The sequence below is a fragment of the Oceanobacillus sp. J11TS1 genome (assembly GCF_018333215.1).
Taxonomy (GTDB): Bacteria; Bacillota; Bacilli; order Bacillales; family Amphibacillaceae; genus Oceanobacillus.
This window is the reverse complement of record NZ_BORO01000011.1, coordinates 89,016-115,615: the sequence shown is the minus strand read 5'-3', so window position 1 is coordinate 115,615 and position 26,600 is coordinate 89,016. Positions and strand designations below refer to the sequence as shown.

The window sequence follows — 26,600 nt, the reverse complement described above, 5'->3', positions numbered from 1 at the left end:
GTATTAAAAATAGTAAACAAGGGAAGTTTCTTCTAATAATCGATGCAGAGGAGCATGAATCATGAAACAGGTAGAGATTGCAGTAACAGGAATGGGGGCTGTCTCTCCATTCGGTATGGGAGTAGCAACATTCTGGGATAATTTAATAGCGAATCGTTCTGCGGTGAAGGAAGTAACAGATGAAAATTTAAGTAAATGGACGAAAGTAGGCGCGCGTGTTCCAGATTTTCAAGCGGCAGATTTTCTTTCCAAAAAAATAGTCAGGAATACCGATTATTTTACACAGCTGGCATTGATTGCGGCAAATGAAGCATTAAAAGATGCAGGGCTATTAAAGCATGATGGGGAATCCTTTATAGACGGTGTAGACCGAAATCGATTCGGAACAGCGATTGGGACGGCTTTTGGTGGAATACAGTCTTTGGAGCAGGCCTCTGAAAAATTAGCAACAGGAAAAGCAAAAAGAGTGGGCCCGCGTATGATTTCTAAGTCTATTCCAAATGCAGCGGCAAGTACCATATCTATTCAATACGGTTTTCGCGGCCCATCCAATACATATGTAACAGCTTGTGCAGCTTCTGCAAACGCCATTGGTGAATCTGCTTATTGGTTTTTCCGGGATGATGTGGATTATATTCTTGCTGGAGGTGTCGATAGTCTCTGGTCAAATGTATTTCTGTCTGGCTTAGGAGATGCAGGGGCGTTAGCAACAAAAGGACCAGAAGATTTTTCAACTTGGTCTCGGCCGTTTGATGCTGGGCGGACAGGGATGGTGATGGGAGAAGGAGCAGGTTTATTTGCTCTTGAACCATTAGACCGTGCCAAAGCGAGGGGAGCGCATATCCACGCAATTTTAAAAGGCTACGGAGCTTCCAATGATGCTTATCATGATACATCGCCAGACCCGACAGGAGCAAGTGCCGCATTGGCTATTGAGCGAGCGCTTCGTTCAGCACAATTGGAACCGGCGGATATTGATTATATTAATGCGCATGCGACATCGACACTAGCTGGGGATATTGCGGAAACAAAGGCGTTAAGAACGGTATTTGGAGAGAAGTTAGACAATATGCCGGTCAGCTCTATTAAAGGCAGTGTTGGACATTTATTAGGAGCGGCTGGAGCGATTGAAAGCATCGCATCGATAAAGGCAATAGAAACTGGAATTCTGCCAGCGACCCTTCATTCAGAAAATCGAGATGAACAAGCCCCATTAGATATTGTTCCAAATAAAAGCCGAAAGCAGCAGATTAAGACTGCAATGAGTAATTCCTTTGGTTTCGGAGGGCAAAATGGAATTGTGATTTGGCAAGCGCTTTAACTCGAATAAAGATAAAAGATGAAATGGAGAGATAACAATGCAAGAGGCACGACAAGGCCATGCAAGCGTGGAGGAGAGAAAAGCTGCGCTGGGAACAATGTACCCAAATTGGGAAAAGCGGACGATTGCAACGCATTTTTATAAACAATGTCAGCAATATAGCAAGTACCCATTGATCATGATGCCGGATGAGGTCGTGACGTATGAAGAAATTTGGGGGAAAGCACGGGATTATGCAAAGGCTCTGCTTCATTTAGGAGTGTCCCCAGAAGATCATGTAGCGATCTTAATGGAAAATGAACCGGACTACGTCGCATTATTTATTGCTTCTTCTTTGGTTGGTGCAGTTGTTGTGCCACTGAACACGCAACTTCAAAAGGAAGAATTAACTTATATGCTACATCAATCCGATACAAATTGGCTGATTACACATCAATTTGCGAGTAAACAAAATCATGCGGAAGCGTTAAAGGAAGTTGTTTCTAATCTTCAAGAAGATGCAGAAAGCCCTTTTAAAAAAGCGGTTTGTATACCGAATAAAGGGGCAGATTTTCCGTCAGTTTATATGGACTGGAACGTATTTTTACAAGGTGGTAAAGAAGTGGAAGATGCCGCTTTGAATAAACGTTGGAAAGAAACAGATGCGCCAGATGCTTGTGCTGCGATTATTTATACGTCTGGTTCAACAGGTTTACCAAAAGGAGTAATGCTTACTGATGATATGCTGCTTCGTTCCGGATTTGCGACGTGTTTGACTAGAGCATATGAAACAGGAAGACGAATTTATGTGCCGCTGCCCATGTATCATGTTTATTTTCTACAAGAAGGCTTGTTGGCTGCTTCCTTTGTAGGAGGAGGGATGGTAACCTGTCATGCTTTTCAACCGCTACAATCACTAGATTTAATGGAAAAGTATCAAGTGCATGATTTTCTGGCTGTTCCATCCATGCTAGTAGCTTTATTGAACCGTCCGGAAGTGGAAAAAACCAATTTGGAACATCTTTATGCGCTGTTATGCTGTGCAGCACCTTCCCCCGTTCCGTTATGGAAGCGGGCAGTAGAGAAATTAGAGGTAACCGAAATTGGTACAGGCTGCGGAGGGACAGAAGCATCCTCTACAACCATGCTTACCGAAATCGGTGACTCTTTAGAAACTATCTCAACAACCGTAGGGAAAGTAAAAACAGCGGGTGTTGCAGGTCATCCGGAGTTTGGCGATAAAAGTGTCATGTACAAAGTTATTGATCCAGACTCGGGGAATACATTGCCGAGTGGCTCTGTTGGTGAATTAGCAGTGCGAGGCAATGTCGTCACAAAAGGCTATTATAAAAAACCGGAGGAAACGTCTTTTGCCATTGATAAAGAAGGATATATTCGCAGCGGTGATTTAGGAACAATTGACGAAAACGGATATATTCGTTTATTAGGAAGAAGTAAAGACCTTTATAAAGTCTCTGGAGAAACGGTCGCTCCGAAAGAAGTAGAGGACATTATTTCCATGCACCCAGCAGTGAACCAAGTATATATTGTCGGGGTGCCAGATCAATTAACAACGGAAACAGGTGCGGCGTTTATTGAGTTAAAACAAGGTGAGAGCTGCTCTAAACAAGAAATCAGAAATCTGTGCCGTGAGCATGTAGCGCGTTTTAAAATTCCGAGATATATTTGGTTTGTTGAAGCATCTGAATGGCCGCTGACTGGAACCGGTAAAATTCAAAAGTTTAAACTGCAGGAAGCCGCAGAGGAACGATTAAAGAAATAAAACAAAAACTGCCAGGAAGAGAAATGCTTCCTGGCAGTTTTTGTTTAAGATCGATGACTTGCTTAAATCCCTGTACCTAAAATATAAAATTGTGCTTGATTATAGTTGTAAGTTACTTTTGAATAATCAAATGGCGTTCCGTTTGTCAGATAGAAAATGCTCTCCATGGTGAGTTTAGGATCGCCGCCCTTCAGTTGCAAATAACTTGCTTCTTGATCAATTAATTTGCCAACATGCATATACATATCAGAAAATCCAATCTTCAGACTTAGTGCATCTTCAATATACCGGAAAATGGATGATGTCCCGATCTCGTTATTCAAATAGGGAACAATAGCTTTATTAAAAAAAGACTCTTCCAAACAAAGTGTATTTCCCTCAATATATCGAATACGTTTTACATAATAGATATCCTGATCCATATCGACATGCAAGTTTTGTGCGACTGTTTCTGTCGGCTTCTGGATTTCTAGCTCAAGCATTTCTGATGTAATGTTAAATTGATCTAAATCCTTCTGGAATCCTTGGTTAGATAATAGGTTAATATAATTATTTCGTTTCTTTCTTCTTACAAATATACCGCTTCCTCTTACTTGGAAAATGATTCCCTTCTTTTCTAATAAATCTAATGCTTTCACAATCGTGCTTTTGCTCGTTTTAAATTCCTTCATCAAAGATTCAAGCACGGGAAGTTTTTCGCCTTGCTGCATCTGATGTTTTTCGATATACGATTCAATTTCAATTGCTATCTGCTGATATTTCAACATATGTGCACCTCATTTCAATGAAAGCTTCCTGCTTATTTCGTACATGAATAAAACTGATTTCCATCATATAAAGAATGGAAATAGAATTTGGTTCATTTTAATTTTGGCTCTATACCAAGATTGATGGTTAACAAACTAGAGGCAGTTGTAATTCATTGCGATTGCAAGGATGAGATTTGATAGGGGCGAGTAATCCCAATCCCATCGTTTTGTTACCATATGTATTCCCTAATAGTACCTAGTCATCTTGATGTTGCCCTTCATTTTTTGATTAGTGATGAAACCTATTATACCATATTGTTTTATGTATTATAATCTAATGCATGGATAATAAAATTATTAGGTACTTGAAAAATTGTAACGGTACAATTATAATGTAAGTATCAAATTAATAACAAGGAGAATAAAGTATGGCTGAAAAAGTAAGGGATTACAATAGATTAGCTGGCGATATCTTGGAAGCTATTGGTGGAAAAGAAAACGTTATCAGCGCTACGCGATGTGCTACTAGACTTCGTATTGTATTAAGACATTCAAAACCAAAAGCTAAAGAAGCTGTTGCTGCCATGCCTGGTGTTATTACGGTATTAGAGAACAATGGGCAGTTTCAAGTAGTTATTGGCCAGCATGTGGGAGAAGTTTATGAAAGTTTTGCAGATTTAGTTGGAGAAGGGGTAGTAGAGGAAGACGGGGAAAGTAATCACAAAGGAACCATATTAAACCGTGTTATTGCTACCATGTCAGCAGTATTTGCTCCCTTTGTATATATTTTAGCTGCAGCAGGTATTCTGCAAGGTTCTTTGATTTTGATTAATCTCATTTTTCCTGCTTTTGAAAATACAGGTACGTATGAAGTTCTGAGTATGATGTCTTGGGCACCTTTTACGTTTTTGCCTATTTTTATAGCGATGACAGCTGCGAAACATTTTAAAGTGAATACGTATATAGCGATTGCTGCGACAGCGGCGCTAGTAACACCAGAGTGGGCTGGCATAGCTGAACGTGTTGCCAATGGAGAAACAGTTACGTTTTTAGGTATCGCATTATCCGAAACAACCTATACATCTTCTGTTTTATCGCCGTTATTTTTAGTTTGGCTTTTATCATATGTAGAAAAGTTTTTAAACAAGAAAATACCAGAAGTAATTCGCCCTTTGTTTGTTCCATTCTTTAGTATTCTCATCATGGTTCCACTTGTTCTATTGATTATTGGACCATTAACAACAGGCGGTGCAAATGCAATTGCCAATGGATATAATTATCTGGCCGATGTATTCCCAGCACTTGCGGGGGCTATTATCGGAGGATTTTGGCAAGTGATTGTTATATTTGGAGTTCATTGGGGCGTTACACCAATGGTTCTTGCCAACTTTGACCAATACGGCATGGATTCATTCCAGGCATATCAAACCATAGCTGTTATTGCGCAAGTCGGCGCTGTGGTTGGTGTACTGCTTAAAGCGAAAGATAAGGAAATCAAAAAAGTAAGTACATCAGCAGGGATTACTGGTATCTTTGGGATTACCGAACCAGCAATTTATGGGGTAACCCTTCGATTCAAGAAGCCATTTATTTATGGGTGTATTTCAGGAGCAATTGGTGCGATTGTCGCAAGTTTCTTTAAACCGAGTTACTTTGCGTATGCTGGATTACCAAGTCCGATAACGATTGTCAATGCGATTGACAGCGAGTATCCAATGTCGATCTGGGGTATTTTAATCGGTGCTGCTATTGCAGTTGTTTTACCAATCATTTTAGTACAAATCTTTGGTTTTGGGGAAGATACTGCAAAACAGGCAAATGAAAAAGAAGAAACGGAAGAAATTCCAGGCGAACGTGCTTTGCAAAACGATGAGGAAATTGCTTCTCCGCTAACTGGAAAGATAGCAGCGCTGTCTGATATTCCAGATCAAGTATTTAGCTCTGGTGCAATGGGGCAAGGGGTTGCCATTGAACCAGACAGCAATGAGGTATCAGCCCCAGCAGATGGGAAGATTGTATTTATTGCGCCAACGAAACACGCGGTTGGTGTACGTACCAATAGCGGAATTGAAATATTAATCCATGTTGGCTTAGAGACCGTAGAACTTAATGGCGAACCATTTACTGTACATGTAGAAGATGGCGAGCGAGTTCATCAAGGAGATAAATTAATCACATTTGATAAAAAGATGATACGCGAAAAAGGTCTTTTGACAATCACGCCAGTAATCATTACAAATATGGCAGAATATCAGGAAGTCATTACAGAAGATACGGATGAAATAAAAACAGGTGACAAACTATTTAACATCGTTAAGTAAATTTGAAGGAGGACTAATAATGAGTAAATTACCAAAAGATTTCTTATGGGGCGGTGCATTAGCTGCCCATCAATTCGAAGGTGGCTGGAATGCTGGAGGAAAAGGTCCAAGTGTTGTGGATGTGTTGACAGCGGGAGCTAATGGAGTTCCTAGGAGAATTACAGATAAAGTAGAGCCGAATGAATTTTATCCCAATCATGAAGCAATTGATTTCTATCATCATTACAAAGAGGATATTGCTTTATTTGCAGAAATGGGCTTGAAATGCTTGCGTACGTCTATTGGCTGGTCGCGGATTTTTGCACAAGGAGATGAAGCAGAACCGAACGAAGAAGGATTGCAATTTTATGACAATGTATTTGATGAATTAATTAAATATGGCATTGAGCCGGTCATTACTTTGTCTCACTTTGAAATGCCATTGCACTTAGCTCGAGAATATGGCGGTTTCCGCAGCAGAAAAGTTGTCGATTATTTTGTGAAGTTTGCTGAGGTTGTGTTTGATCGCTATAAAGATAAAGTGAAATATTGGATGACCTTTAATGAAATCAATAATAAAATGGATGTACGTAATCCATTATTCCTCTGGACCAATTCAGGTGTTCTGTTAAAAGAAGGAGAAAATGCGAAAGAGGTCATGTATCAAACTGCCCATCATGAACTTGTAGCAAGTGCATTAGCAGTAGCGAAGGGGAAAGAGATCAATCCGGATTTCCAAATTGGTGCGATGGTTTCGCATGTACCAATTTATCCTTATTCTTCTAATCCAGAAGATGTGATGCTTGCTGAAGAATATATGCGTGATCGTTATTTCTTCCCAGATGTGCAGGTGCGTGGCTATTATCCAAGTTATGCACGTAAAGAATTTGAACGAAAAGGCTATAACATCGTGATGGAAGATGGAGACGATGAAATTCTGTTAAATGGTAAAGTCGACTACCTTGGTTTCAGTTATTATATGTCAACTACAGTAAGCAATGAAGTAGAACCGGATGAAACCTCCACAAAAACGGATGGAGGTCTGCCTCACGGTGTAGACAATCCATATATTCAATCCAGTGACTGGGGATGGGCTATCGACCCTACTGGACTGCGTTATACCTTAAACCGTTTCTATGATCGTTATCAATTACCAATGTTCATCGTAGAAAATGGCTTTGGAGCAGTAGATACCATTGAAGAAGATGGTTCGATACATGATGAAGCACGAATTAATTATCTTCGCTCTCATATTGAAGCTCTAGAAACAGCTGTAAATTATGACGGAGTAGAATTGATGGGGTATACACCTTGGGGAATCATTGACATTGTATCCTTTACAACAGGTGAGATGAAAAAACGGTACGGAATGATTTATGTAGATCGTGATAATGAAGGTAACGGAACAATGAAACGCTCTAAAAAAGATTCATTTGACTGGTATAAAAAAGTAATCCAGACAAATGGAGAAGATTTGAATTACGAAAGATAAATCGGATAAGAAAATGAAATGCTTAAAAAGGGATGTTCTCGAATTTACTTTATTGGAGAACGTCCTTTTTGTGTGTCAGAAAGATAGAATTTGTGTGAGAGACCAGTATATTTTAAAGCGGTAAATTTCTTAAAGAGGATGTTCAAAAAGTCCGGTAAAAATGACACTTCGAATTTCTTCGTTGGCTTGCTTTTCCGTTCCTCACGTATTTTTTGAATACGTTCCGGTACTCAAAGGCTGCGCCGCCTCGAACTTCTTGGTCCTTTTTATCCTCCTTTTTGAACACACTTAAAGTAAAGTATAAGAAAAGCACGAATGCGAGCTTTCTAATTAGGAAACAATGAACGAAAAGAAAAATAGTTGCGGCAATTCGGGAAGTGCATTGTTTTTTTATGAAATGAAAATGACTTCCTGCAGAATAGCTCTACATAAGGGGATAAACAAAAATTTCCAAATGAAATTTTAATAAGAGCGTTTACAATTAAGATAATTAATGATAGGATACTTGTATACAAGTATTCAATCAATTAAAAAATATAGTATGAAAACCCTTTATATTCATGAGGCAACGGATTTGTTTGGTGAAAAAATAGATCACGTTTAGCTAAGTGAAGTTGAAGGCTCAAAGACAGATAAATAAGGTAGGGAATGTAAGCGATTCCTTTATTGTTAAATAGATCAATATTACAAAGGATAAGCAGATAGAGGAAATCAACCTATTTTAAAAGAATGGTGAGGGATAAAATTGGAACACAATAAATTTATGCTCGGTGTGGATATTGGAACAACGAGTACAAAAGCAGTGCTTTATCGGGAAACAGGTGAAATTATTGCACATAGTAATCGAGGGTACGATTTGCATACGCCGGATGTTCGTACGGCAGAACAAAATCCAGAAGAAATTTATCAAGCAGTACGCTATGTAATTCGACAAGCCATGATGGAATCGGCAATTAATAAAGAGGATCTTTCCTTTATTTCTTTTAGCAGCGCGATGCATAGTTTAATTGCGATGGATGAGGACAACAAAGCAATTACACCATGTATCACTTGGGCAGATAATCGCAGTTCCCATTGGACAAATAAAATCAAGAATGAATGGAATGGACATGAAGTTTATTTACGGACTGGTACACCAATTCACCCAATGTCTCCATTAAGCAAAATTACATGGCTGGAACAAGAGCATCCAGAAATAGCTGTAAAGACAAAAAAATATATTGGTATTAAGGAATATGTTTTCTATCAATTATTTGGAGAATATGTGATGGATTACTCTCTTGGATCAGCAACGGGGATGATGAATCTTGAAGAGCTTGCTTGGGACAAGGGGGCTTTAAAGATTACTGGTATTTCAGAGGATAAGCTGCCAAGGCTTGTACCGACTACGGAGAGCTTTTCGAATTGTGACCCAGAAATCGCAGGAGATCTAGGTATTGCACCAGACACCAAATTTATTATTGGAGCAAGTGACGGTGTGTTATCTAATATCGGTGTAAATGCGATTAAAGAAGGAGATGTTGCGATTACGATTGGTACGAGCGGGGCTATTCGCACAGTTATTCCGAAACCTCGTACGGATCAAAAAGGACGTATCTTTTGTTATGCATTAACAGAAGATCATTGGGTGATCGGGGGCCCGGTAAATAATGGCGGTATGGTATTGCGCTGGATACGTGATGAGCTTGCCGCGAGCGAAGTAGAAACGGCAAAGCGTTTAAATATGGATGCTTATGAAGTGTTAACAGCTATTGCAAGTCAAGTGGAGCCGGGATCTAACGGCCTGCTATTCCATCCATTTTTAGCAGGCGAACGTGCACCGCTTTGGAATGCAAATGTCCGCGGATCATTTATTGGTTTAACGCTTAATCATAAAAAAGAGCATATGGTTCGTTCTGCTTTAGAAGGGGTTATCTTTAACTTATATACTGTCTTTCTTGCATTGGCAGAAGTAATGGATGTCCCTGTGAAGTCTATAAAAGCTACAGGTGGATTCTCAAAATCGGAATTATGGCGTCAAATGATGGCTGATATTTTTGATCAGAATGTCGTTGTTCCAAAAAGCTATGAATCTTCTTGTTTAGGAGCTTGTTTATTAGGATTATATGCAGAGGGTAAAATTGATTCCTTTGATGTGGTAGAGAAGTTAATCGGATATACGCATCAACATGAACCAAATCCAGAGCATCTTCAAGTTTATCGGGAGTTAATGCCAATCTTTATTAATATTTCACGTTCACTCGAACAGGAATATGAACAGATTGCAGCTTTTCAGGAAAAGAAAGCATCAGATAATAGATAATAAAACGAATTAAAGTCAGGGGTTGAGGAAACATGATAATGGAAAATATATATCCGCTTATTGTAGTTGCGCTAGCAGTACTTGTATTGTTATTGCTTATCATGAAATGGAATTTAAATACATTCATCTCCTTGATTGTCGTTTCCTTCTTAACAGCATTAGCACTCGGAATGCCTCTGGGTGATATTGTTGCCGCTGTGGAAGGTGGACTTGGAGGAACACTAGGGGATATTGCGTTAATCTTTGGTTTCGGTGCGATTTTAGGTAAATTAATCGCTGATGCTGGGGGAGCACAGCGTATCGCCCTTACACTAATTAATAAATTTGGAGAGAAACGTATTCAATGGGCTGTGGTTGTTGCATCCTTTATTATCGGTGTGGCCCTGTTCTTTGAAGTTGGTCTTGTATTATTAATACCGATTGTTTATCAAATTGCGAAAGAACTTAAAGTACCTTTATTGCATCTTGGTCTGCCAATGACGGCTGCTTTATCGGTAACCCATGGTTTCTTGCCGCCTCATCCTGGGCCAACTGTTATTGCTCAGCAATATGGTGCAAATATTGGAATGGTACTTATTTATGGAATGATCATTTCCGTTCCAACAGTCATTCTTGCCGGTCCATTATTTACAAAGCTGGCTAAAAAATTAGTGCCAGAAGCCTTTTCAAAAGTTGGTAATTTAAAATCACTTGGAAGTGTGAAAACTTTTAAAGAAGAGGAGACACCAGGGTTTGCGACTAGTGCCATAACAGCTCTCTTTCCGGTTATTTTGATGGCAATTACAACAGTTGTTGACTTAATTCAAGATATTGGGAAGGTTTCTGACAACCTCTTCTTTGAGATAATGCGAATGATAGGTCAGCCAACAACGGCGCTGCTACTATCGTTACTACTAGCAATTTACACCATGGGAATAGCGCGTAAGATTCCAATGAAAAATTTAATGGGATCGGCAGAAGAATCGATTCGCGGTATTGGTATGATGCTTCTAGTAATTGGCGGCGGTGGAGCCTTAAAACAAGTATTAATTGATGGCGGAGTTGGTGATGCCGTAGCGAATATCTTTAATGGAACTAGTATGTCACCAATTTTACTAGCATGGTTGATTGCCGCTATTCTTAGAATTGCATTAGGTTCTGCAACAGTTGCGGCACTAACAACAGCAGGTATGGTTATTCCTATGATGCAAGGGTACGATGTGAATCTGGCATTGATGGTATTGGCTACAGGAGCAGGAAGTCTTATTGCTTCTCATGTAAATGATGCAGGATTTTGGATTTTCAAAGAGTATTTCAATTTATCTATGAAGGAAACGTTTGCAACATGGACTTTATTAGAAACAGTCGTTTCTGTTGCTGGGCTTGTGTTTACGCTTGCGTTGAGCCTGTTTGTTTAAAGAGGACGTTTAAAGGAAAGAAGGTAAAAAAATGAATTCAATTGGTGTTTTTGGTTTAGGTGTCATGGGGGCGAATCTTGCCCTGAACATGGAAAATAAGGGAGAAAAAGTAGCAGTTTATAACTACACGCCGGATTTAACGGATGCATTTCAAGCAAAATATCAAAGAGAGAACATTGAAGCACATTACCAGCTAGAAAACTTCGTAAATTCCTTGGAAAAACCAAGAAAAATATTTCTTATGGTAACAGCTGGTGCGGTTGTCGATACTGTTATCGATAGTCTTCTTCCATTGCTTGACCAAGGAGATATTATCATGGATGGAGGAAACTCCAATTTCGAGGATTCTAATCGAAGATATCGCAATTTAAAAGAAGAAGGATTCCATTTTATCAGTGTCGGTGTTTCCGGCGGAGAAGAGGGTGCATTAAATGGTCCTGCGCTCATGCCGAGCGGAGATAGAGAAGCTTATCAACAGGTTGCGCCTATTTTAGAAAAAATTGCAGCGCAAGTAGATGGAAAGGCATGCTGTTCTTATCTTGGCAAAGAAGGATCTGGTCATTATGTCAAAATGGTGCATAACGGGATTGAATATGCAGATATGCAGCTTATCACAGAAGCCTACCAATTTTTACGCGATCGACTAGATCTTGATGTGAAAGAAATTGCAGCTATTTTTGAGGAATGGAATAGAGGCGAATTAGAAAGCTATCTTTTGGAAATTACGAGCGATATTTTAACACATGTTGATAAAGAGACGAACCAGCCTATGGTAGATGTGATTTTAGATAAATCAGGTCAAAAAGGAACCGGGAAATGGACAAGCCAAAATGCACTGGATATTGGTGTTTCCCTATCGATTATCACAGAATCTGTATTTATGCGATTTTTATCTACTGTAAAGGAAGAACGCATGGTTGCAGAAAAAGAATTGACCGGTCCAAACCAATTAGTAGAGGAAGTTGACAAGAAGGAATGGATTGAGCTGGTTCGGCAAGCGCTCTTTATGGGGAAAATCTGTACTTATGCGCAAGGATTCTATCAGTATAAACAAGCATCTGAGCAATATAATTGGGATTTGCATTTAGATGAAATTGCATTGATTTTCCGTGGAGGATGTATTATTCGTGCTGGTATTTTAAATGAAATCAGCGATGCCTTTAAGGAAAATAAGGAATTGCCCAATCTCTTCTTCTCTCCATTTTTCAAAACGGTATTGAATAACTCCCAAACTGCTTTACGTAAAGTAGTTATCAAAGGGATGGAAACGGGATTAGCTTTACCGTGCCTTAATGCTTCCTTAGTTTATTATGATGGCTATCGATCTGCAAAAAGCGGTGCAAATATAATTCAGGCACAGCGTGATTATTTTGGCGCGCACACCTATCAACGTATTGATAGAGAAGGTAATTTTCATACAGAGTGGTAAAGAGACAGATGAGTTTTTGTGGGTGTGTTAGAGTTTAATCTTGCATAATTAGGAAAGGGAGGAATACTTCGTAAAGAAAATCCTCCCTTTTTCTGCTAATTAGATTTTGCTATCCAGTCTAATTCGGGCATCCATTGCGTCATATGCGCATAAATCTCAGATAAGACTTCATCTAGATTCTCTATTTTCTCCTCTGACTCCTGTTCTAATGGAACTACTTGAACATTTGATATGGCATCTCCTTCTTCTTCAAACTCCACAAAGGTCGGCAGGAATCGAGGGTTTTGAACAACTACTTCATCTGCTTTCTTTACCAAATCAAATTCAAATATACCGCCAATACGGTTATAGAACGCATATTGACCGGAGAGAAAGTTTCCTAAAGAATAGGCGACTAATGTTTGGTTTCCTTCTTCTCCTTCCAGCCATTCGATCGGCTGGAGAACATGAGGGTGATGGCCAATTACGACATCAACGCCAAGGTCTGCAGCATATTGTGCTAAATCTTTCTGTTCCTGATCAGGCATTCGTTCTTCCTCCACGCCGAAATGCAGGCTGACAATGGTTACATCTGCAAGCTCATCGGCTTTTTCCACTTCCTCTTTTATCTGTTTGCGATCAATCAGATTTACGAGATAGGATTTTCCCTCTGGTATGGCCATGCCGTTTGTTCCATATGTATAGCTGAGAAAAGCAATAGAAATATCCTGATCTGTTTCCAGTACTCTAATTTCAGCTTGGTCTTCGGTATTTTTGAAACTTCCGGTATAAGGTATGCCGATTTCTTCATAATAAGCAATTGCATTTTGAATCGCTTCTTCGCCTCGATCTAAGGTATGGTTATTTGCCATGGTGATAAGATCGACCCCTGCATCTTGTAAGGCGTCCCCGATTTCGACTGGGCTATTGAAATTGGGATACCCTGATAGCCCTATAGATTCACCGCCCATAATTGTTTCTTGATTAGCAACAGTGATGTCGGCTTCCCGTAAATAATCCGCAACTGCAGCAAGCATCGGTTTGAAATTATATGTTTCGCCGTTCCAAGCATCGTCATAGACACGATCGTGGATTAAGATATCTCCAATTGTGGAAATTGTAATTTGAGGGCGAATCCAATCTGTTTCCTTTTCGGTTAAGGAGATGTTTTTTTGTGAATGCAAACTGCTTATGTTGGAACTAGTAGAGGGTGTACATGCTGTTAAAAGAAAGAGAATGATGAAGAAATAGACTCGTTTATGCATGTAAAATCTCCTCCTTTTCTCGTTGTATGGTTATATACTACCATACAACTAATTTGAAACAAATAATGATTTGATCTACGGAAAAGCTTATAATAAAAGAATCTCCTTCTTCCCTAGTAGCAGAGAAGGTTGTTGTAGCAGCTAGAAAGAGGTGAGTGCATTTGGTATATTTTATTGCTTCCATCCCCCTTTTATTTTTTATCCTTTTTCTAATTAGTTATTTGCGGGATCCGCGAAAATTAGTTAACGGTCTTTTATTTAATAGTTTTTTAATCACATTCTTTTTCTTTTGTGTTTTCTTTTCTATCTACGTGGACGGTCCCTATCAATATGTTGTGTTAGCTTTTCCATTGATACTTCTTATTGTCTTAATTCCGTTTGGGGTGTTGGCACTCATTGCTGGTTTATTTTACAATGCTAAAGTGTTAATGGAGAAGGAAGGAAAACGGTTCAGAAATTCCTTAACACTTATCATGGCCATAGGTATACTTACATTAGTAATTATTAATATGGTCAATCCGACACGGTTTTTCCCTGATTATGTACAGCCGCTTTTTGGAGGAGCAGGATTGGTTGTTATCTATGTTTTTTTACATATGTTTAACTTTTTAACAGCATATGGACTGAATCAATGGAGTCGTCCGAAGCGGAATCAAGATTTTATTATCGTATTGGGGAGCGGGTTGATCAATGACCGTGTACCTCCATTGTTGGCAAGCAGAATTAATAAAGCAATTGCATTTTATTATCGACAGAGAAAAGTGACTGCCCCACCGAAAATTATCTTTTCCGGTGGACAGGGACCAGATGAAGGACTTTCTGAAGCAGAGGCGATGCAAAGCTACGCGATAGAAAAAGGGATACCGATCGAAGACACGATTAAAGAAGACAAATCGGTAAACACCTATGAAAATATGCTATTTTCCAAAAAAATCATGGATAAAATGAATGGAGAAGGAGCCTATCAGAGCATTTTTGCAACGAATAATTTTCATTTGGGATTCATGCAAGAAAAGCAGGGTTGGATAGTCAAGGTATTGGTTCGAAAACAGCATTTTATTATTGGCCGAATGCGATGGTCAGGGAATATATTGCTGTTGTCGCTATGGGACGCCGCCGTCATTTCATGATTGTGAGCTGTATTATGGGCCTTGCTTTGCTTCTAACGATTATTAGCTATTTGTTCACATAAGAAAGCATCTGCTAAAAAAAGAAATTCAAACCATTATTAATTCTTTCGCTAGAATATGAATGGTTTGGATTTCTTTTTTATTTAACTTATTTTGCCCAGTCAGGAACCTTTATCCGGCTCAAAATTTCTATTTCATTCTCACGTGGATCCGTGTATGAGCTAATGGTCCTTAAATCCTCATCCACCCGGCCTGGATGCGTCATTACTTCAATAGATGATACCTTTTCATTTTGGATGACGTCGAATAAATCATCGGTGACGCCTTTTTTGTAAAAGCCTAACCATACTTTATCGGTCCAACAAATTTCTGGATGGTCTGCTAAGGAATCAACATATCTTACAGGAACCTCATAATCTTTTGCGAGTTGGATAACGAGATTTTTTAAAGGCGGCCAACCATGAACATGATGATGACTATCAATGTGGTCAAGAGATAACCCTGTTGCTAAAAAAGCATCTAGTTGCGTACGCCATTCTAGTTCAATCTCGGAAATCTCCAGAGCTGCCAAATCATTATCATTGAAACTGCTAGTGAACTTAAATGTCCCATCTGTGTTTACTAGATTTTGAACAGATGAGTGAAGGGGGCTTCCCCAGGTTAGGACAAGGTGAATCCCGACTTTTAATGCGGGGTTTTCTTTTGCTTTTTCTATAGCATAATCGGTTGCCAAACCATTCATCATTAAAGTGGTTGAAGTAACACATCCATCTTGATGTGCTTGAATAATTCCATCTGTAACACCTTTGGTCAGTCCGAAATCATCTGCATTTATTTCTACTCTCATAAAAACACTCCTGATATTTAATTTTTATCACAGTGTAACTGGCTATAAGACTCCCACTTCAAGAAATGAGTAAAAAATTATATTTCTAAATGGGAGATCTAACAGCCAGTAACGGCCCGATTCGTTCAACTAACCTTCAGTGGGGGATGAAAGAAAACCCTCACTGAAGGAAGTTTCACTTTATTTAGAATAGGTACGTTCAATAGAAAAGTTTGTCTTATCCCCTCGAAAGAAGGAGCGGGAGAATTCGACTTTCTTTCCGTTTTCATCCTCTGCCAGTGTTTCAATGTAAAAACAAGGAAGACCTTGTTCACATTCTAAATATTTGCATATTTGTTCGTCTGCAATGGCTATTTCGATATTTTCTGAGGTTTTCGCAATCCATACATGGAAGAACTCATCTAATGATTTATAGAGGGAACTGCCAGCATGTTCGGCTGTGATTCCCGGTGCAACAGACCAAGGAACATAAGCAACTTCGTATTGTGTCGTTTCCCCATTTGCTTTACGGACGCGTTCAATACGTTGAATGGGATCCTGCAGGTTAACACCTAAATGGGTGGATAGTAACTCATTGGCAGCTACCACAGAGATGTCTAATACTTCAATTTCTGGACGCTTCCCTTGATCGACTAACTGATCACTATACCTTCTGATTGTCTGTGATAGGGCTTGTTTCACTTTCTTATCCGCAACAAATGTGCCTCTGCCTTGCTGCCGTACTAAATACCCTTCTAATGTAAGTTGGTTTAACGCAGTACGAACGGTGGTACGGCTTACATTAAAGCTTTTGCATAATTCCAGTTCAGGAGGGATTTTTTCTCCGGGCTGATATTGATTTGTTTTAATACGATGTAACAATTCCTCTTTGATGTAGGTGTGTAGCGATTGATTTTTTTCCATAAGCTCCGTACTCCTTTTGCGACACTTTAAAAAAATCATACCCTTTTGAGTATAAAAGGACAAGGGATAAAAGAATGAATATGACTAAAAACGAAGAACTCTTATTTCGCTCTTATTTCTGGTAGAATCAGTAAGCGTATTCTTTCCTATTGGTAAGAAATTCACCATTACATGGATTCTTTTATAATGCTAGTTTACAAGACGATGCTAAAAAAAACAATTGTTATTACTTTTTGCGGAAAATTCGTATAGACAAATAATAATTTGTATGATACATTTTAAACAGATTAATAAAAGCGATTACAAAACAGGGTTGAAGGAGCAATTAATTATGTCTTTAAAAGTAGTAATTATCGGCGGAGGATCCAGTTATACTCCGGAAATTTTAGAAGGACTCATTCAGAGGCAGCCTACATTTCCAGTCTCTGAGATTGTTCTAGTAGATGTGGAAATGGGCAAAGAAAAAGTAGAGACAATTTGTCAATTAGGAAATAGAATGATCGATGAAGCAGGTGTCGATATAAAATTAACGTGGACGTTGAATCGGAGAGATGCTTTAAAAGGAGCAGATTTTGTATCAACACAGATGCGGGTTGGCGGATTAGTTGCTAGAGCGCAAGATGAACGCATCCCGTTAAAACATGGGTTGATTGGACAAGAAACAAATGGTGCTGGCGGAATAATGAAAGCGTTTCGAACTATTCCAGTGCTAATGGAAGTAGCTGAAGAAGTACACGAACTTTGTCCGGATGCATGGATGATTAATTTTACAAATCCAGCAGGCATGGTTACAGAAGCATTACTTAACCATTCCGCACATAAAAAAGTAATTGGTGTATGTAATATCCCATTTAATATGCGTCATTCTACAGCGGAATTATTGCAAGTGCCTCCAGAGGATGTATTGATTCGATTTATCGGGTTAAACCATTTTGTATTTGGAGACCGTGTTTTGGTGGATGGCGAGGATCGTACAGAGGATGTATTCCAAAAACTGATCCAAAAAGAGTTTGATTATAGTCCAGCGAACATTATGCCGTTAGATTGGTCAGAGATATTCATCAAATCTACGAAGCTATTACCGAACCCATATCATCAATATTACTTCCAATCAGAAATGGTATTGGAAAAGGATTTAAAAGCTTATGCAGAAAACGGTACACGTGCAGAAGTTGTTCAGGAATTAGAAGAGTCTCTGTTTAATCTGTATAAACAGGAAAGTCTTAGGGAGAAACCTAAGGAATTAGAACAGCGCGGAGGAGCTTTTTACAGTCAAGTTGCCTGCAGTTTAATGGATTCGATTTATAATGATAGAAATGATATTCAAACAGTAAATACTAGGAACCATGGTACTATTTCTGATTTGCCTTATCATGCAGTTATTGAAGCAAATTGCGTCATTACAAAGGATGGTCCCAAACCAATTTCGATTGGTGAAATTCCCGCACCGATGCGAGGAATGATTCAAAATATGAAAGCAATGGAAGAGCTCGTAATTAAAGCAAGTATTTCAGGTGATTATGAGGATGCATATAATGCATTTTTAGTAAATCCTTTGATTCAAGATGAGAAAAAAGCAAAAATTGTTTTAGATGAACTTTTAGAAGCACATATAGACTACTTACCACAATTTAAGCGTCCGTAATTTTCCCATAAAGAATAGAGGCGAAATATCAAAATAAGAAAGAGGAAAAAAGACGCTATATTTCCTGATTAACTCAACTAAGATTTAGTGGGAAAAACACCACTAACTCAAGTTTCGTTCGACCACAATTTTAATAGATAGGGGAAGGAAAAATGAATAATAAATTTATGCAAAAATTCATTGAAGTTGCTGGCCGTATCGGTTCACAGCGTCATTTAGTTGCAATCCGTGATGGATTTGTAGCTATTATGCCTTTAATTATCATTGGTTCCTTAGCTGTATTAATTAATAATTTTCCTGCATTCGGCAGCTTCGATTTAGTCAAGATTTTAAACAATATTTTTGGGGAAGGAAACTGGCAGAAGTTAGGCGGAAGTGTTTGGAATGGAACATTTGCAGTTATTGGACTACTTATTTCATTCACAATCGCTTATAATTTAGCTAAGACCTATGAATTAGATGGTCTGTCGGCTGGTTTAATTTCCATTGCTTCCTATATTATTCTAGTACCGGAAACAGCGGACTGGGGATTGAACTTTGCTTGGTTAGGGGCACAAGGTTTATTTGTGGCTATTATTCTTGCACTTCTTGTAACAGAATTATTTCGCCTGCTTGTCAAAGCGAATATTACCATTAAGATGCCCGAGGGTGTACCAGAAGGCGTAACACGTTCTTTTGCTGCCTTAATCCCGGCAATGATTATTCTTGCGCTAGTCGGTTTGTTCCAGGCACTAATTAGTGTATTTGTTGAAATCAGTATGTTTGAGGTTATCTTTAATGTAATCCAAGAGCCGCTGCAAGGTCTTGGAAATACGTTGCCGGCAGCATTGGTGGTTTCTTTTTTAAATCATTTACTTTGGTTCTTCGGTTTACACGGCACAAATATTATTGGATCCGTGATTGAGCCGGTTTATCTGCCGCTAATTGAGCAAAATGCGAATCTCTTTCAACAAGGGATGTCCGCGTTTGATGTACCAAATGTTGTTACCAAACCATTCTTGGATTCCTTTGTCTTTATGGGAGGGTCCGGTACAACGATTGCGTTATTGATTGCTATCTTTATTGTTATACGAAAAGAGAAGAATCATCCGTATAGAGAAGTCGCAAAATTGTCTGCTCCAGCGGGACTCTTTAACATAAATGAGCCGGTGATATTTGGTCTGCCAATTGTATTAAACCCAATTTTCTTAATTCCGTTCATTCTTGTGCCAGTAACACTAACTGTTATTTCTTATATCGCGTTGTCCACAGGACTTGTGCCAAAAACAGTAGCTATCTTGCCATGGACAACTCCGCCAATTTTAAGCGGTTACTTAGTAACAGGGGGCAGCGTCAGAGGGATTATTCTTCAACTTATCAATTTAGCTGTTGCGGTTATTATATATGTACCGTTCATTATGGCAGGTGTTCGTGCGATGAAAGAGAAAATGGGAGGACAGTAATCATGACAATGACAAAAGAAGAAGTGCAAATGCTTTCTTTTCAAATTATCTTACATGCTGGGAATGCCAGGTCAGATGCGATGGAAGCATTGCAGCTTGCTAAAAACGGTCGATTTGAGGAAGCGGCACAGAAAATGGAGGCAGCTGATGAGGCTTTTACAGAAGCGCATCATATGCAAACAAATCTATTACATGATGAGGCGAATGGGAAAACGACGGAGCTTTCTGTGATTCTTATTCATGCACAAGATCATTTAATGAATGCGTTAACAGTAAAAGATTTAGCTGTAGAAATGATAGATATGCATCAAAAAATAAAGCGCTTGGAGGAGAAATAATATGAAAATACGTTTAGTTTGCTCAGCAGGTATGTCGACATCAATGCTTGTAAAGAAGATGATAGAAGCTGCTGAAAAACAAGGTTTTGAAGCAGATATTGAAGCGGTAGCGGAATCGCAGCTGAAGAATCAACTGGAAGGTTTGCAGGTTGTTCTCGTTGGACCGCAAGTTCGTTATTTAGAAGGTAAAATTAAAGAAAGTCTGGAACCACAAGGTGTAAAAGTCGCTGTCATTGATCAGATGGCTTATGGAATGATGCAGGGAGATAAAGTGCTGCAGCAGGCAATTGATTTAAATGGGGAAAACTGAAATAAGCAAAGCAAAAAACTCGTACCCGCTAAATAAAAGGCGGATACGAGTTTTTTAATATTTAAAGTGCGTATTCACAAACGTAGCCAGGTTAGAAGCAAGAAAATCAACGCAGAAATTCGTTGCTTATTATTTGGGACGCTGTGAACATCCTTTTAAAGATATTTTTTATAGAATTCTTCCAGCTTATCAACAGCTTTTCCGACCGGTTCCGGCTGGTCATATAAATCATAGTGCGTTACTCCGTCAAGGACAAGGATATCCTTATCTTTAGACGCTGCTTTTTCATAAAGTTCATGACCATCATGGTAAGAGCCAAAGCTGCCTTTTACGTTGCCGACAACAATTTGCAATGGCTGAGTAAGCAGCTGATCTGCTAAATGGAAAGCATCGAATGCGAGTACTTTTTCCATGCTGACAAAGTTTAATTTGTTTGGAGAATTTGGACTCTGACCTCTTGGAGTTTTGTAGTAATCAATGGCTTCTTTAATATCGATATCATCGATGCCAGCCTCTTCTCTTTCTTCTTGACTGTTTGGAATCCATTGTGTAATCATAGGTTCAGCACCATTTGCTTCTGCAGTACGCTGCTCACCGATTTGTTCCAGTGTCTGGATTGGATTTTGTTCACGGTATATTCTTCCAATGTTAGCACTTGCCACAGCGCCGACAGCTTTAATACGTTTTTCAGTCATCGCAGCATTTGCTGCATAACCTCCTCCGGCACATACACCAAGAATACCGATGCGATTGTTATCCACATTATCTAAAGTTGTTAAATAGTCTACTGCAGAGCGAACATCTTCTACACGAGCGGATGGATCTTCCACATAACGAGGCTCTCCGCCACTTTCTCCCTGGTAGGAAGCATCAAACACAATAGTGATGTAACCACGCTCAGCAAATTTTTCTGCGTAAATTCCTGCTGTTTGTTCTTTGCAGCTGCTTCCCGGATGTACACAGACAATCGCCGGGTTTTCCTTACTTGCGTTTTCTGGTGTGTTTAAAATTCCTGCTACTTGAACTCCGTTAGATAGAAAGCTGACTTCTTTTTTAGTGAATTTCATCGTATCAGTTCCTCCTTATAAATTAAGGTACACTTGAGTTACTTAATTCCCTCGTGTAAACTAAATGGTAAAGGTTATACGAAAAAGTTGCAATAACCATCTGGTTTTATATGTATACTAATACCCATAACCTGCAAATATGTAAACGAAAAGGTGATCATTCATGACGAAAAAAATAGATAGAAGAATTGCGAAGTCACAGAAAGCAATTCGAAAAGCGTTCCTAGAGATGCTGCTTGAAGAAGGATTTGAAAGTATTACGATAAAAGATATTACGGAACGTGCAGATTTAAGCAGAAAAACATTTTACCTACATTATATTGATAAATACGATTTGCTGGATAAGATTGTTGATGAGCATTTAGAGGAATTAGGAGAAATATGTGATCAAAAGAGAGATAAAGGGCTGATTGAAGGGACAATTATCTGGTTTGATTATTTTGAAAAGCATAAAGCTTTCTTTGCTTCCTTATTTCAAGGAACGAGCAGAATTTCTTTCCACAACAAATTACTTACTTTTATTATGAGAGAAGTAGATAAAAAACTGGAAAAATCAACATTAAATCAAAACATAGATCGGCAAATTGTTTTAAAATTTCTTGGCACAGCTGTGATGGGAGTTCTGGAATCGTATGTATTAGAAGAGGTAGAAGGAGATACAGAAACCATCGCTGCACAAGTTGGAAATATGATAGAAAGGAATTTGTAAAATATGAATCGCAACATGCAAGAGAAAAAATAGTAAGAAAGCTACCACCTGGTGGGGGAAACATGTCGATTAAACGGTGTCCTATAAAATAGACGCGGATAAAAAACTACTTATCTGTTTTATTTTATAGGGTTTTTTTCAGTAAAGAAGGATGTTTGTAAGATTAATATCTTATTTAATCTATTGATTGAAAGGCTATAAAATAAAGACAAAAAACTATCAAAAATAGAAAATCAGCAAATACCTTAAGGAGCACGTCCATACGGGCAAGCTCTTTTTTTAATACATTTTAAGTAAGGAGGTATAAAGTATGGTGAAAATTTATTTAGACCCTGGTCATGGGGGAAGTGATACAGGTGCAGTAGGCAATGGGTTGCAAGAAAAACATTTAACACTGGCTATTGCTTTAAAAGTGAGAAATATCTTGAATAACAATTATCGGGGACATCAAGTTCGCATGAGCCGGACGACGGATCGTACGCTATCTCTTACAGCACGAACCAATGGTGCAAACCGGTGGGGAGCAGATTATTTTGTTTCCATTCATATTAATGCTGGCGCAGGAACCGGCTATGAGGATTACATCTATTCCGGTCTTTCCAATCGAGGGACAACAGCACAATATCGACAAATTATGCATGAAGAAATAATGAAGCAAGTAGACTTTCAAAACCGTGGCAGCAATCAAGCTAATTTCCATGTGCTGCGCGAATCAACGATGCCTGCAGTTTTAACAGAGAATGGTTTTATCGATCATGCAACCGATGCAGCTAAATTAAAATCAGATGCATTTTTAGACCAAATTGCACTTGGACATGCGCGAGGCATTGCAAAGATATTCCAATTACCGTCTAAAAATAGTTCAGGGAATTCCGGTAACCAGGGAAATAAAAGTCCCTCAACAGGAAACGAAACCCATTCCATTGTCGACTATTTGAAATCAATTGGAGAGGATTCGAGCTTTGCTAATCGTGCTAAATTGGCTAAATCTTACGGTATTCAATACTATACCGGGACCGCAGCGCAAAATACACGATTGTTAAATGCATTAAAATCTGGTAAATCTCCGAGTAACTCCGCTCCAAAATCAACGAAACGTGTTCATTTGCCCGCATCTGCATCCACATGGCGAACGTATCGGTTAAATGTTAAACCTGTAAAGAAAAATAGTGATTGGAGTCTTACTCCTGCAGCTTTTGGTGGGCTAACCTATGATATCTTAGCTGAGCCCTATCCGAATGTCGTGACGATTCAAACGGGAAGAGGACGGCGCAACATTTATATCGGACCAGAGACCGGTGCACGCAGATTGTAAAATAAAACTTCATTCAGCAGGAGAGGATATAATCTTGCTGAATGAAGTTTTGTTTATAGGGGATGTTCAAAAAGTCCCCAAATGATAAGTATGGTTTCTATGAGATGTTTTTACTTATTCTTCTTGATCGATGAAATATTTTGAGACCGGCTTTAAATCGTCATTTAACTCATAAACAAGCGGGACCCCGGTTGGAATAGAAACATGAACGATATCCTCATCGCTGATATTTTCAAGGTATTTCATTAAGCCTCTTAAACTATTTCCATGTGCTGCGATAATAACGCTTTTCCCCTCTTTTACAACTGGTTTAATTTCTTCTTCCCAATAGGGAATAACACGTTTAATTGTTGTTTCCAGGCTTTCTCCGAGAGGAATTTCTTCCTCTGATAATGCTTTATATTTTTGTTCTTTGCCAGGATAACGCTCATCTTCTTTTTCTAATAGAGGGGGTGCAGTATCAAAGCTGCGACGCCAGATATGAACTTGTTCATCTCCGTATTTTTCCGCTGTTTCTTGTTTGTTTAATCCTTGCAGTGCTCCATAATGTCTCTCGTTCAGTTTCCAGGATTTATGAACAGGAATCCATAAGCTATCTGTTTCTTCTAATACATAATTTAGTGTTTTAATTGCTCTTTTTAAATAAGAAGTATAGGCAACATCAAATTGAAACCCGTGGTGCTTCAATGCCTGTCCTGCATGTTTTGCATCCGCAGCGCCATGCTCTGTTAAATCCACATCTGCCCAGCCGGTAAAGAAATTGGCTAAATTCCACTCACTTTGTCCGTGTCTAATTAATACTAGCTTCATATATAATCCCTCACTGTTTCGATTTTACCTATAATATTCCCTTTTCTAGCCTATTTACACCTAATAAGAAGAGACGTTTTCTATCTAACAGATGAAACAAACAGGAAAAAATATCTTGTTTGCAGAAATGAGAGAATACAATAGGGTGGTATATTAAAACGAATGGAGCGTGCAGAAAATGTTAAGTTAATTCGATTTAGAACACTTATTTTAGACAGAGCATTGGCAGCAGATTTAGAGAACGAAAATGTAACTTAGAAGGTCCATGATGGTCCGCCTTTTGTACAGGTGTACAATCTTAGAATTTTCATATTTATTGAAGTAGTTTAAGGTATTGACAAAAGGCTAAATGACCTGTATAGTTACCTAAGTTAATAGTTAACCAAGGTAATTAATTGAGGGGAGAAGAAAATGGAAGGGCTGTTCCGGCAATATATAAAAATTTATCGGTCGTTAATGAAACATTTAAATGAGCTGTTGGAAAAATATCATCTATCCTATTCCTTATGGCAAGTTATTGTGTACTTAGAGGATGGGAGAACATCAACGCTTGTCGATATTTCTAATTTTTATGAAGTGGAGAAGCCGAGCATAACAAGACGGGTTCATCGCTTGCAGGAATTAGGTTTCGTTAAGGAAGTTCCTAGTACGAATCGCAGGGAAAAAATTATTGAACTGACTGCGGAAGGAAAACGTGTTTATCAACGATGCAGAAAAGAAATTACAGCTTTGGAGCATCATATATCCAAAGGGTTATCGGAAGAAGAGCAGCAAAATGCTTTTCAATTTTTAATAAAGATTCAAGATAATATTCAAAGTAAAGAAGGGTTATATAGTGAGTAGTAGTTCGAAGTTATGGACAAAAGATTTTATTATTGTGTCCGCAATTAATTTTTTATTAACACTTGTTTTTTATTTGCTTGTTGTTGTGATGGGGGTCTATGCAGCAGAAGAATTTAATGCATCACCCAGTCAATCTGGTTTAGTTGTCGGCATATTTATTGTCGGGGCTTTGGTAGGTCGTCTTCTAATTGGGCGTTTCATAAATAAATTAGGTCAGAAAACGACGTTATTTATAGGGGTTATTTTATTTACCTTAGCGACCGCTCTTTATTTCCTCAATTTCGGAATTGGATTTTTGCTGTTTAATCGGTTTATCCATGGTATTGGACTTGGATTTGCGAGTACAGCGACAGGTACAATTGTTGCGCAAATTATTCCCAACGAGCGAAAAGGAGAAGGTATTGGTTATTATAGTATGAGTGCTACCTTATCCACAGCTTTAGGACCTTTCGTAGGTTTATATATGAGTCAGCATACCAGTATGAATGGGATATTTGGATTATGTTTAGCGATAGGTGTTATCAGCTTTCTTACCGCTTTTATCGTAAAAATTCCAACCATTACAGAAGCTGAGACAGAAAAAGAAGTGAAAGGATTTCGTATTTCCCATTTTGTAGAGCCAAGAGCTGTTCCAATTGCTATTATTACGCTAATTTTAGCTTTATGCTATTCCAGCGTCTTATCCTTCCTCAATTTTTATGCGATAGAGCTTGATCTAGTAAGTACAGCAAGTGTATTCTTTCTTGTTTATTCTATTGCTGTGTTGCTTTCCCGTCCATTTACCGGCCGTTTAATGGATTTAAAAGGAGCAAATGTGGTGATGTACCCTGCATTTATCCTATTTACTATCGGGATGTTTGTTTTAGGAAATGCGCATAGCGGCTTTACTCTATTATTAGCTGGTGTATTAATCGGACTTGGCTTTGGTAATATGCAATCTTGTACACAAGCTATTGCTGTCAAACTGACACCGACACATCGAATGGGCTTAGCGACATCTACTTTCTTTATCTTTTTAGATGGCGGATTAGGCTTTGGACCATATCTGCTCGGCTTTATTGCACCCATTACTGGATACAGCACACTTTATATCGTGTTAGGTATTGTTGTATTTGTTACTGCAGCTCTATATTTCGTTCTTCATGGCAAAAAAGATAAAGCTGTGTCACAGAAAGCTCAAGCAGCATCATAAAGATATCAATAACTCTCAAGGCCTTATCATTGGCTTTGGGAGTAATTGGTTTT

General features: G+C 38.7%; 20 protein-coding genes and 2 pseudogenes. 16 read left to right on the top strand and 6 right to left on the bottom strand.

The features are described from left to right. Positions 1-61 precede the first annotated feature (61 nt). Positions 62-1,321, top strand: a complete 1,260-nt coding sequence (locus KI343_RS10735; RefSeq protein ID WP_212926416.1) for a beta-ketoacyl-[acyl-carrier-protein] synthase family protein — start codon at positions 62-64, stop codon at positions 1,319-1,321. Positions 1,322-1,358: 37 nt separating this feature from the next. Beyond that, positions 1,359-3,083, top strand: a complete 1,725-nt coding sequence (locus tag KI343_RS10730) for a class I adenylate-forming enzyme family protein (protein WP_212926415.1) — start codon at positions 1,359-1,361, stop codon at positions 3,081-3,083. 62 nt (positions 3,084-3,145) lie between these two features. Here the strand turns inward: KI343_RS10730 and KI343_RS10725 are convergent, their stop codons facing one another. Further along, the gene (locus KI343_RS10725; protein WP_212926414.1) at positions 3,146-3,850 is read right to left on the bottom strand and encodes a GntR family transcriptional regulator; all 705 of its coding nucleotides are present in this window, start codon (positions 3,848-3,850) and stop codon (positions 3,146-3,148) included. Positions 3,851-4,260: 410 nt separating this feature from the next. On the opposite strand from KI343_RS10725, the gene KI343_RS10720 reads away from it, so the two are divergent. The 5 genes from KI343_RS10720 to gnd all read left to right on the top strand — a co-directional run bounded on the left by KI343_RS10720 (position 4,261) and on the right by gnd (position 12,752). Then, positions 4,261-6,153: a beta-glucoside-specific PTS transporter subunit IIABC gene (locus KI343_RS10720; RefSeq protein WP_212926413.1), complete on the top strand. Its 1,893-nt coding sequence runs from the start codon at positions 4,261-4,263 to the stop codon at positions 6,151-6,153. A 19-nt stretch (positions 6,154-6,172) separates the two neighbouring features. Continuing rightward, positions 6,173-7,624: a 6-phospho-beta-glucosidase BglA gene (gene bglA / locus KI343_RS10715; RefSeq protein WP_212926412.1), complete on the top strand. Its 1,452-nt coding sequence runs from the start codon at positions 6,173-6,175 to the stop codon at positions 7,622-7,624. Positions 7,625-8,387: 763 nt separating this feature from the next. After that, positions 8,388-9,926: a gluconokinase gene (gene gntK, locus KI343_RS10710; protein WP_212926438.1), complete on the top strand. Its 1,539-nt coding sequence runs from the start codon at positions 8,388-8,390 to the stop codon at positions 9,924-9,926. A 38-nt stretch (positions 9,927-9,964) separates the two neighbouring features. Continuing rightward, complete coding sequence (locus KI343_RS10705; protein ID WP_212926437.1) at positions 9,965-11,323, top strand: gluconate:H+ symporter; 1,359 nt, start codon at positions 9,965-9,967, stop codon at positions 11,321-11,323. Positions 11,324-11,354: 31 nt separating this feature from the next. Next, entirely contained in the window at positions 11,355-12,752 is a 1,398-nt protein-coding gene (gene gnd / locus KI343_RS10700; RefSeq protein WP_212926411.1) for a decarboxylating NADP(+)-dependent phosphogluconate dehydrogenase, read from the top strand. A gap of 95 nt (positions 12,753-12,847) precedes the next feature. Here gnd and KI343_RS10695 read toward each other — a convergent pair whose 3' ends face one another. Beyond that, positions 12,848-13,996: a CapA family protein gene (locus KI343_RS10695; protein WP_212926410.1), complete on the bottom strand. Its 1,149-nt coding sequence runs from the start codon at positions 13,994-13,996 to the stop codon at positions 12,848-12,850. Between the two features lie 161 nt (positions 13,997-14,157). Between KI343_RS10695 and KI343_RS10690 the strand changes: the two are divergent. Further along, positions 14,158-15,188: pseudogene (locus KI343_RS10690) on the top strand (YdcF family protein). An 86-nt stretch (positions 15,189-15,274) separates the two neighbouring features. On the opposite strand, the gene chbG reads toward KI343_RS10690, so the two are convergent. Further along, positions 15,275-15,973 carry a chitin disaccharide deacetylase gene (gene chbG, locus KI343_RS10685; RefSeq protein WP_212926409.1) on the bottom strand — a complete coding sequence of 233 codons (699 nt, stop codon included), beginning with the start codon at positions 15,971-15,973 and terminating at the stop codon, positions 15,275-15,277. 180 nt (positions 15,974-16,153) lie between these two features. Next, positions 16,154-16,876 carry a GntR family transcriptional regulator gene (locus tag KI343_RS10680; RefSeq protein ID WP_212926408.1) on the bottom strand — a complete coding sequence of 241 codons (723 nt, stop codon included), beginning with the start codon at positions 16,874-16,876 and terminating at the stop codon, positions 16,154-16,156. A gap of 331 nt (positions 16,877-17,207) precedes the next feature. Between KI343_RS10680 and KI343_RS10675 the strand changes: the two genes are divergently transcribed. From KI343_RS10675 to KI343_RS10660, 4 genes are all read left to right on the top strand, one after another. Beyond that, a complete protein-coding gene (locus tag KI343_RS10675) occupies positions 17,208-18,521 on the top strand; it encodes a 6-phospho-beta-glucosidase (protein ID WP_212926407.1) in 1,314 nt (437 codons plus the stop codon). A gap of 152 nt (positions 18,522-18,673) precedes the next feature. Next, entirely contained in the window at positions 18,674-19,963 is a 1,290-nt protein-coding gene (locus tag KI343_RS10670) for a PTS sugar transporter subunit IIC (protein ID WP_212926406.1), read from the top strand. Positions 19,964-19,965: 2 nt separating this feature from the next. Then, entirely contained in the window at positions 19,966-20,301 is a 336-nt protein-coding gene (locus KI343_RS10665) for a PTS lactose/cellobiose transporter subunit IIA (protein WP_212926405.1), read from the top strand. 1 nt (position 20,302) lies between these two features. Further along, positions 20,303-20,611, top strand: coding sequence for a PTS sugar transporter subunit IIB (locus KI343_RS10660; protein WP_212926404.1), 309 nt, complete (start codon positions 20,303-20,305; stop codon positions 20,609-20,611). Positions 20,612-20,766: 155 nt separating this feature from the next. On the opposite strand, the gene KI343_RS10655 is transcribed toward KI343_RS10660, so the two are convergent. Beyond that, positions 20,767-21,678, bottom strand: a complete 912-nt coding sequence (locus KI343_RS10655) for an alpha/beta hydrolase (RefSeq protein ID WP_212926403.1) — start codon at positions 21,676-21,678, stop codon at positions 20,767-20,769. Positions 21,679-21,841: 163 nt separating this feature from the next. Between KI343_RS10655 and KI343_RS10650 the strand changes: the two genes are divergently transcribed. Both KI343_RS10650 and KI343_RS20125 read left to right on the top strand, forming a co-directional pair. Next, positions 21,842-22,387 carry a TetR/AcrR family transcriptional regulator gene (locus KI343_RS10650; protein WP_212926402.1) on the top strand — a complete coding sequence of 182 codons (546 nt, stop codon included), beginning with the start codon at positions 21,842-21,844 and terminating at the stop codon, positions 22,385-22,387. A gap of 310 nt (positions 22,388-22,697) precedes the next feature. Continuing rightward, positions 22,698-23,252 (top strand): annotated as a pseudogene (locus KI343_RS20125) (N-acetylmuramoyl-L-alanine amidase family protein); the annotation flags it as partial. A gap of 564 nt (positions 23,253-23,816) precedes the next feature. Here KI343_RS20125 and gpmA read toward each other — a convergent pair. Next, the gene (gene gpmA, locus KI343_RS10640) at positions 23,817-24,512 is read right to left on the bottom strand and encodes a 2,3-diphosphoglycerate-dependent phosphoglycerate mutase (RefSeq protein WP_212926400.1); all 696 of its coding nucleotides are present in this window, start codon (positions 24,510-24,512) and stop codon (positions 23,817-23,819) included. A gap of 411 nt (positions 24,513-24,923) precedes the next feature. Between gpmA and KI343_RS10635 the strand changes: the two genes are divergently transcribed. Then, the gene (locus KI343_RS10635) at positions 24,924-25,355 is read left to right on the top strand and encodes a MarR family winged helix-turn-helix transcriptional regulator (protein WP_212926399.1); all 432 of its coding nucleotides are present in this window, start codon (positions 24,924-24,926) and stop codon (positions 25,353-25,355) included. Continuing rightward, positions 25,345-26,547, top strand: a complete 1,203-nt coding sequence (locus tag KI343_RS10630) for an MFS transporter (RefSeq protein WP_212926436.1) — start codon at positions 25,345-25,347, stop codon at positions 26,545-26,547. Before KI343_RS10635 ends, KI343_RS10630 begins: the two co-directional genes overlap by 11 nt. Positions 26,548-26,600: the final 53 nt, after the last annotated feature.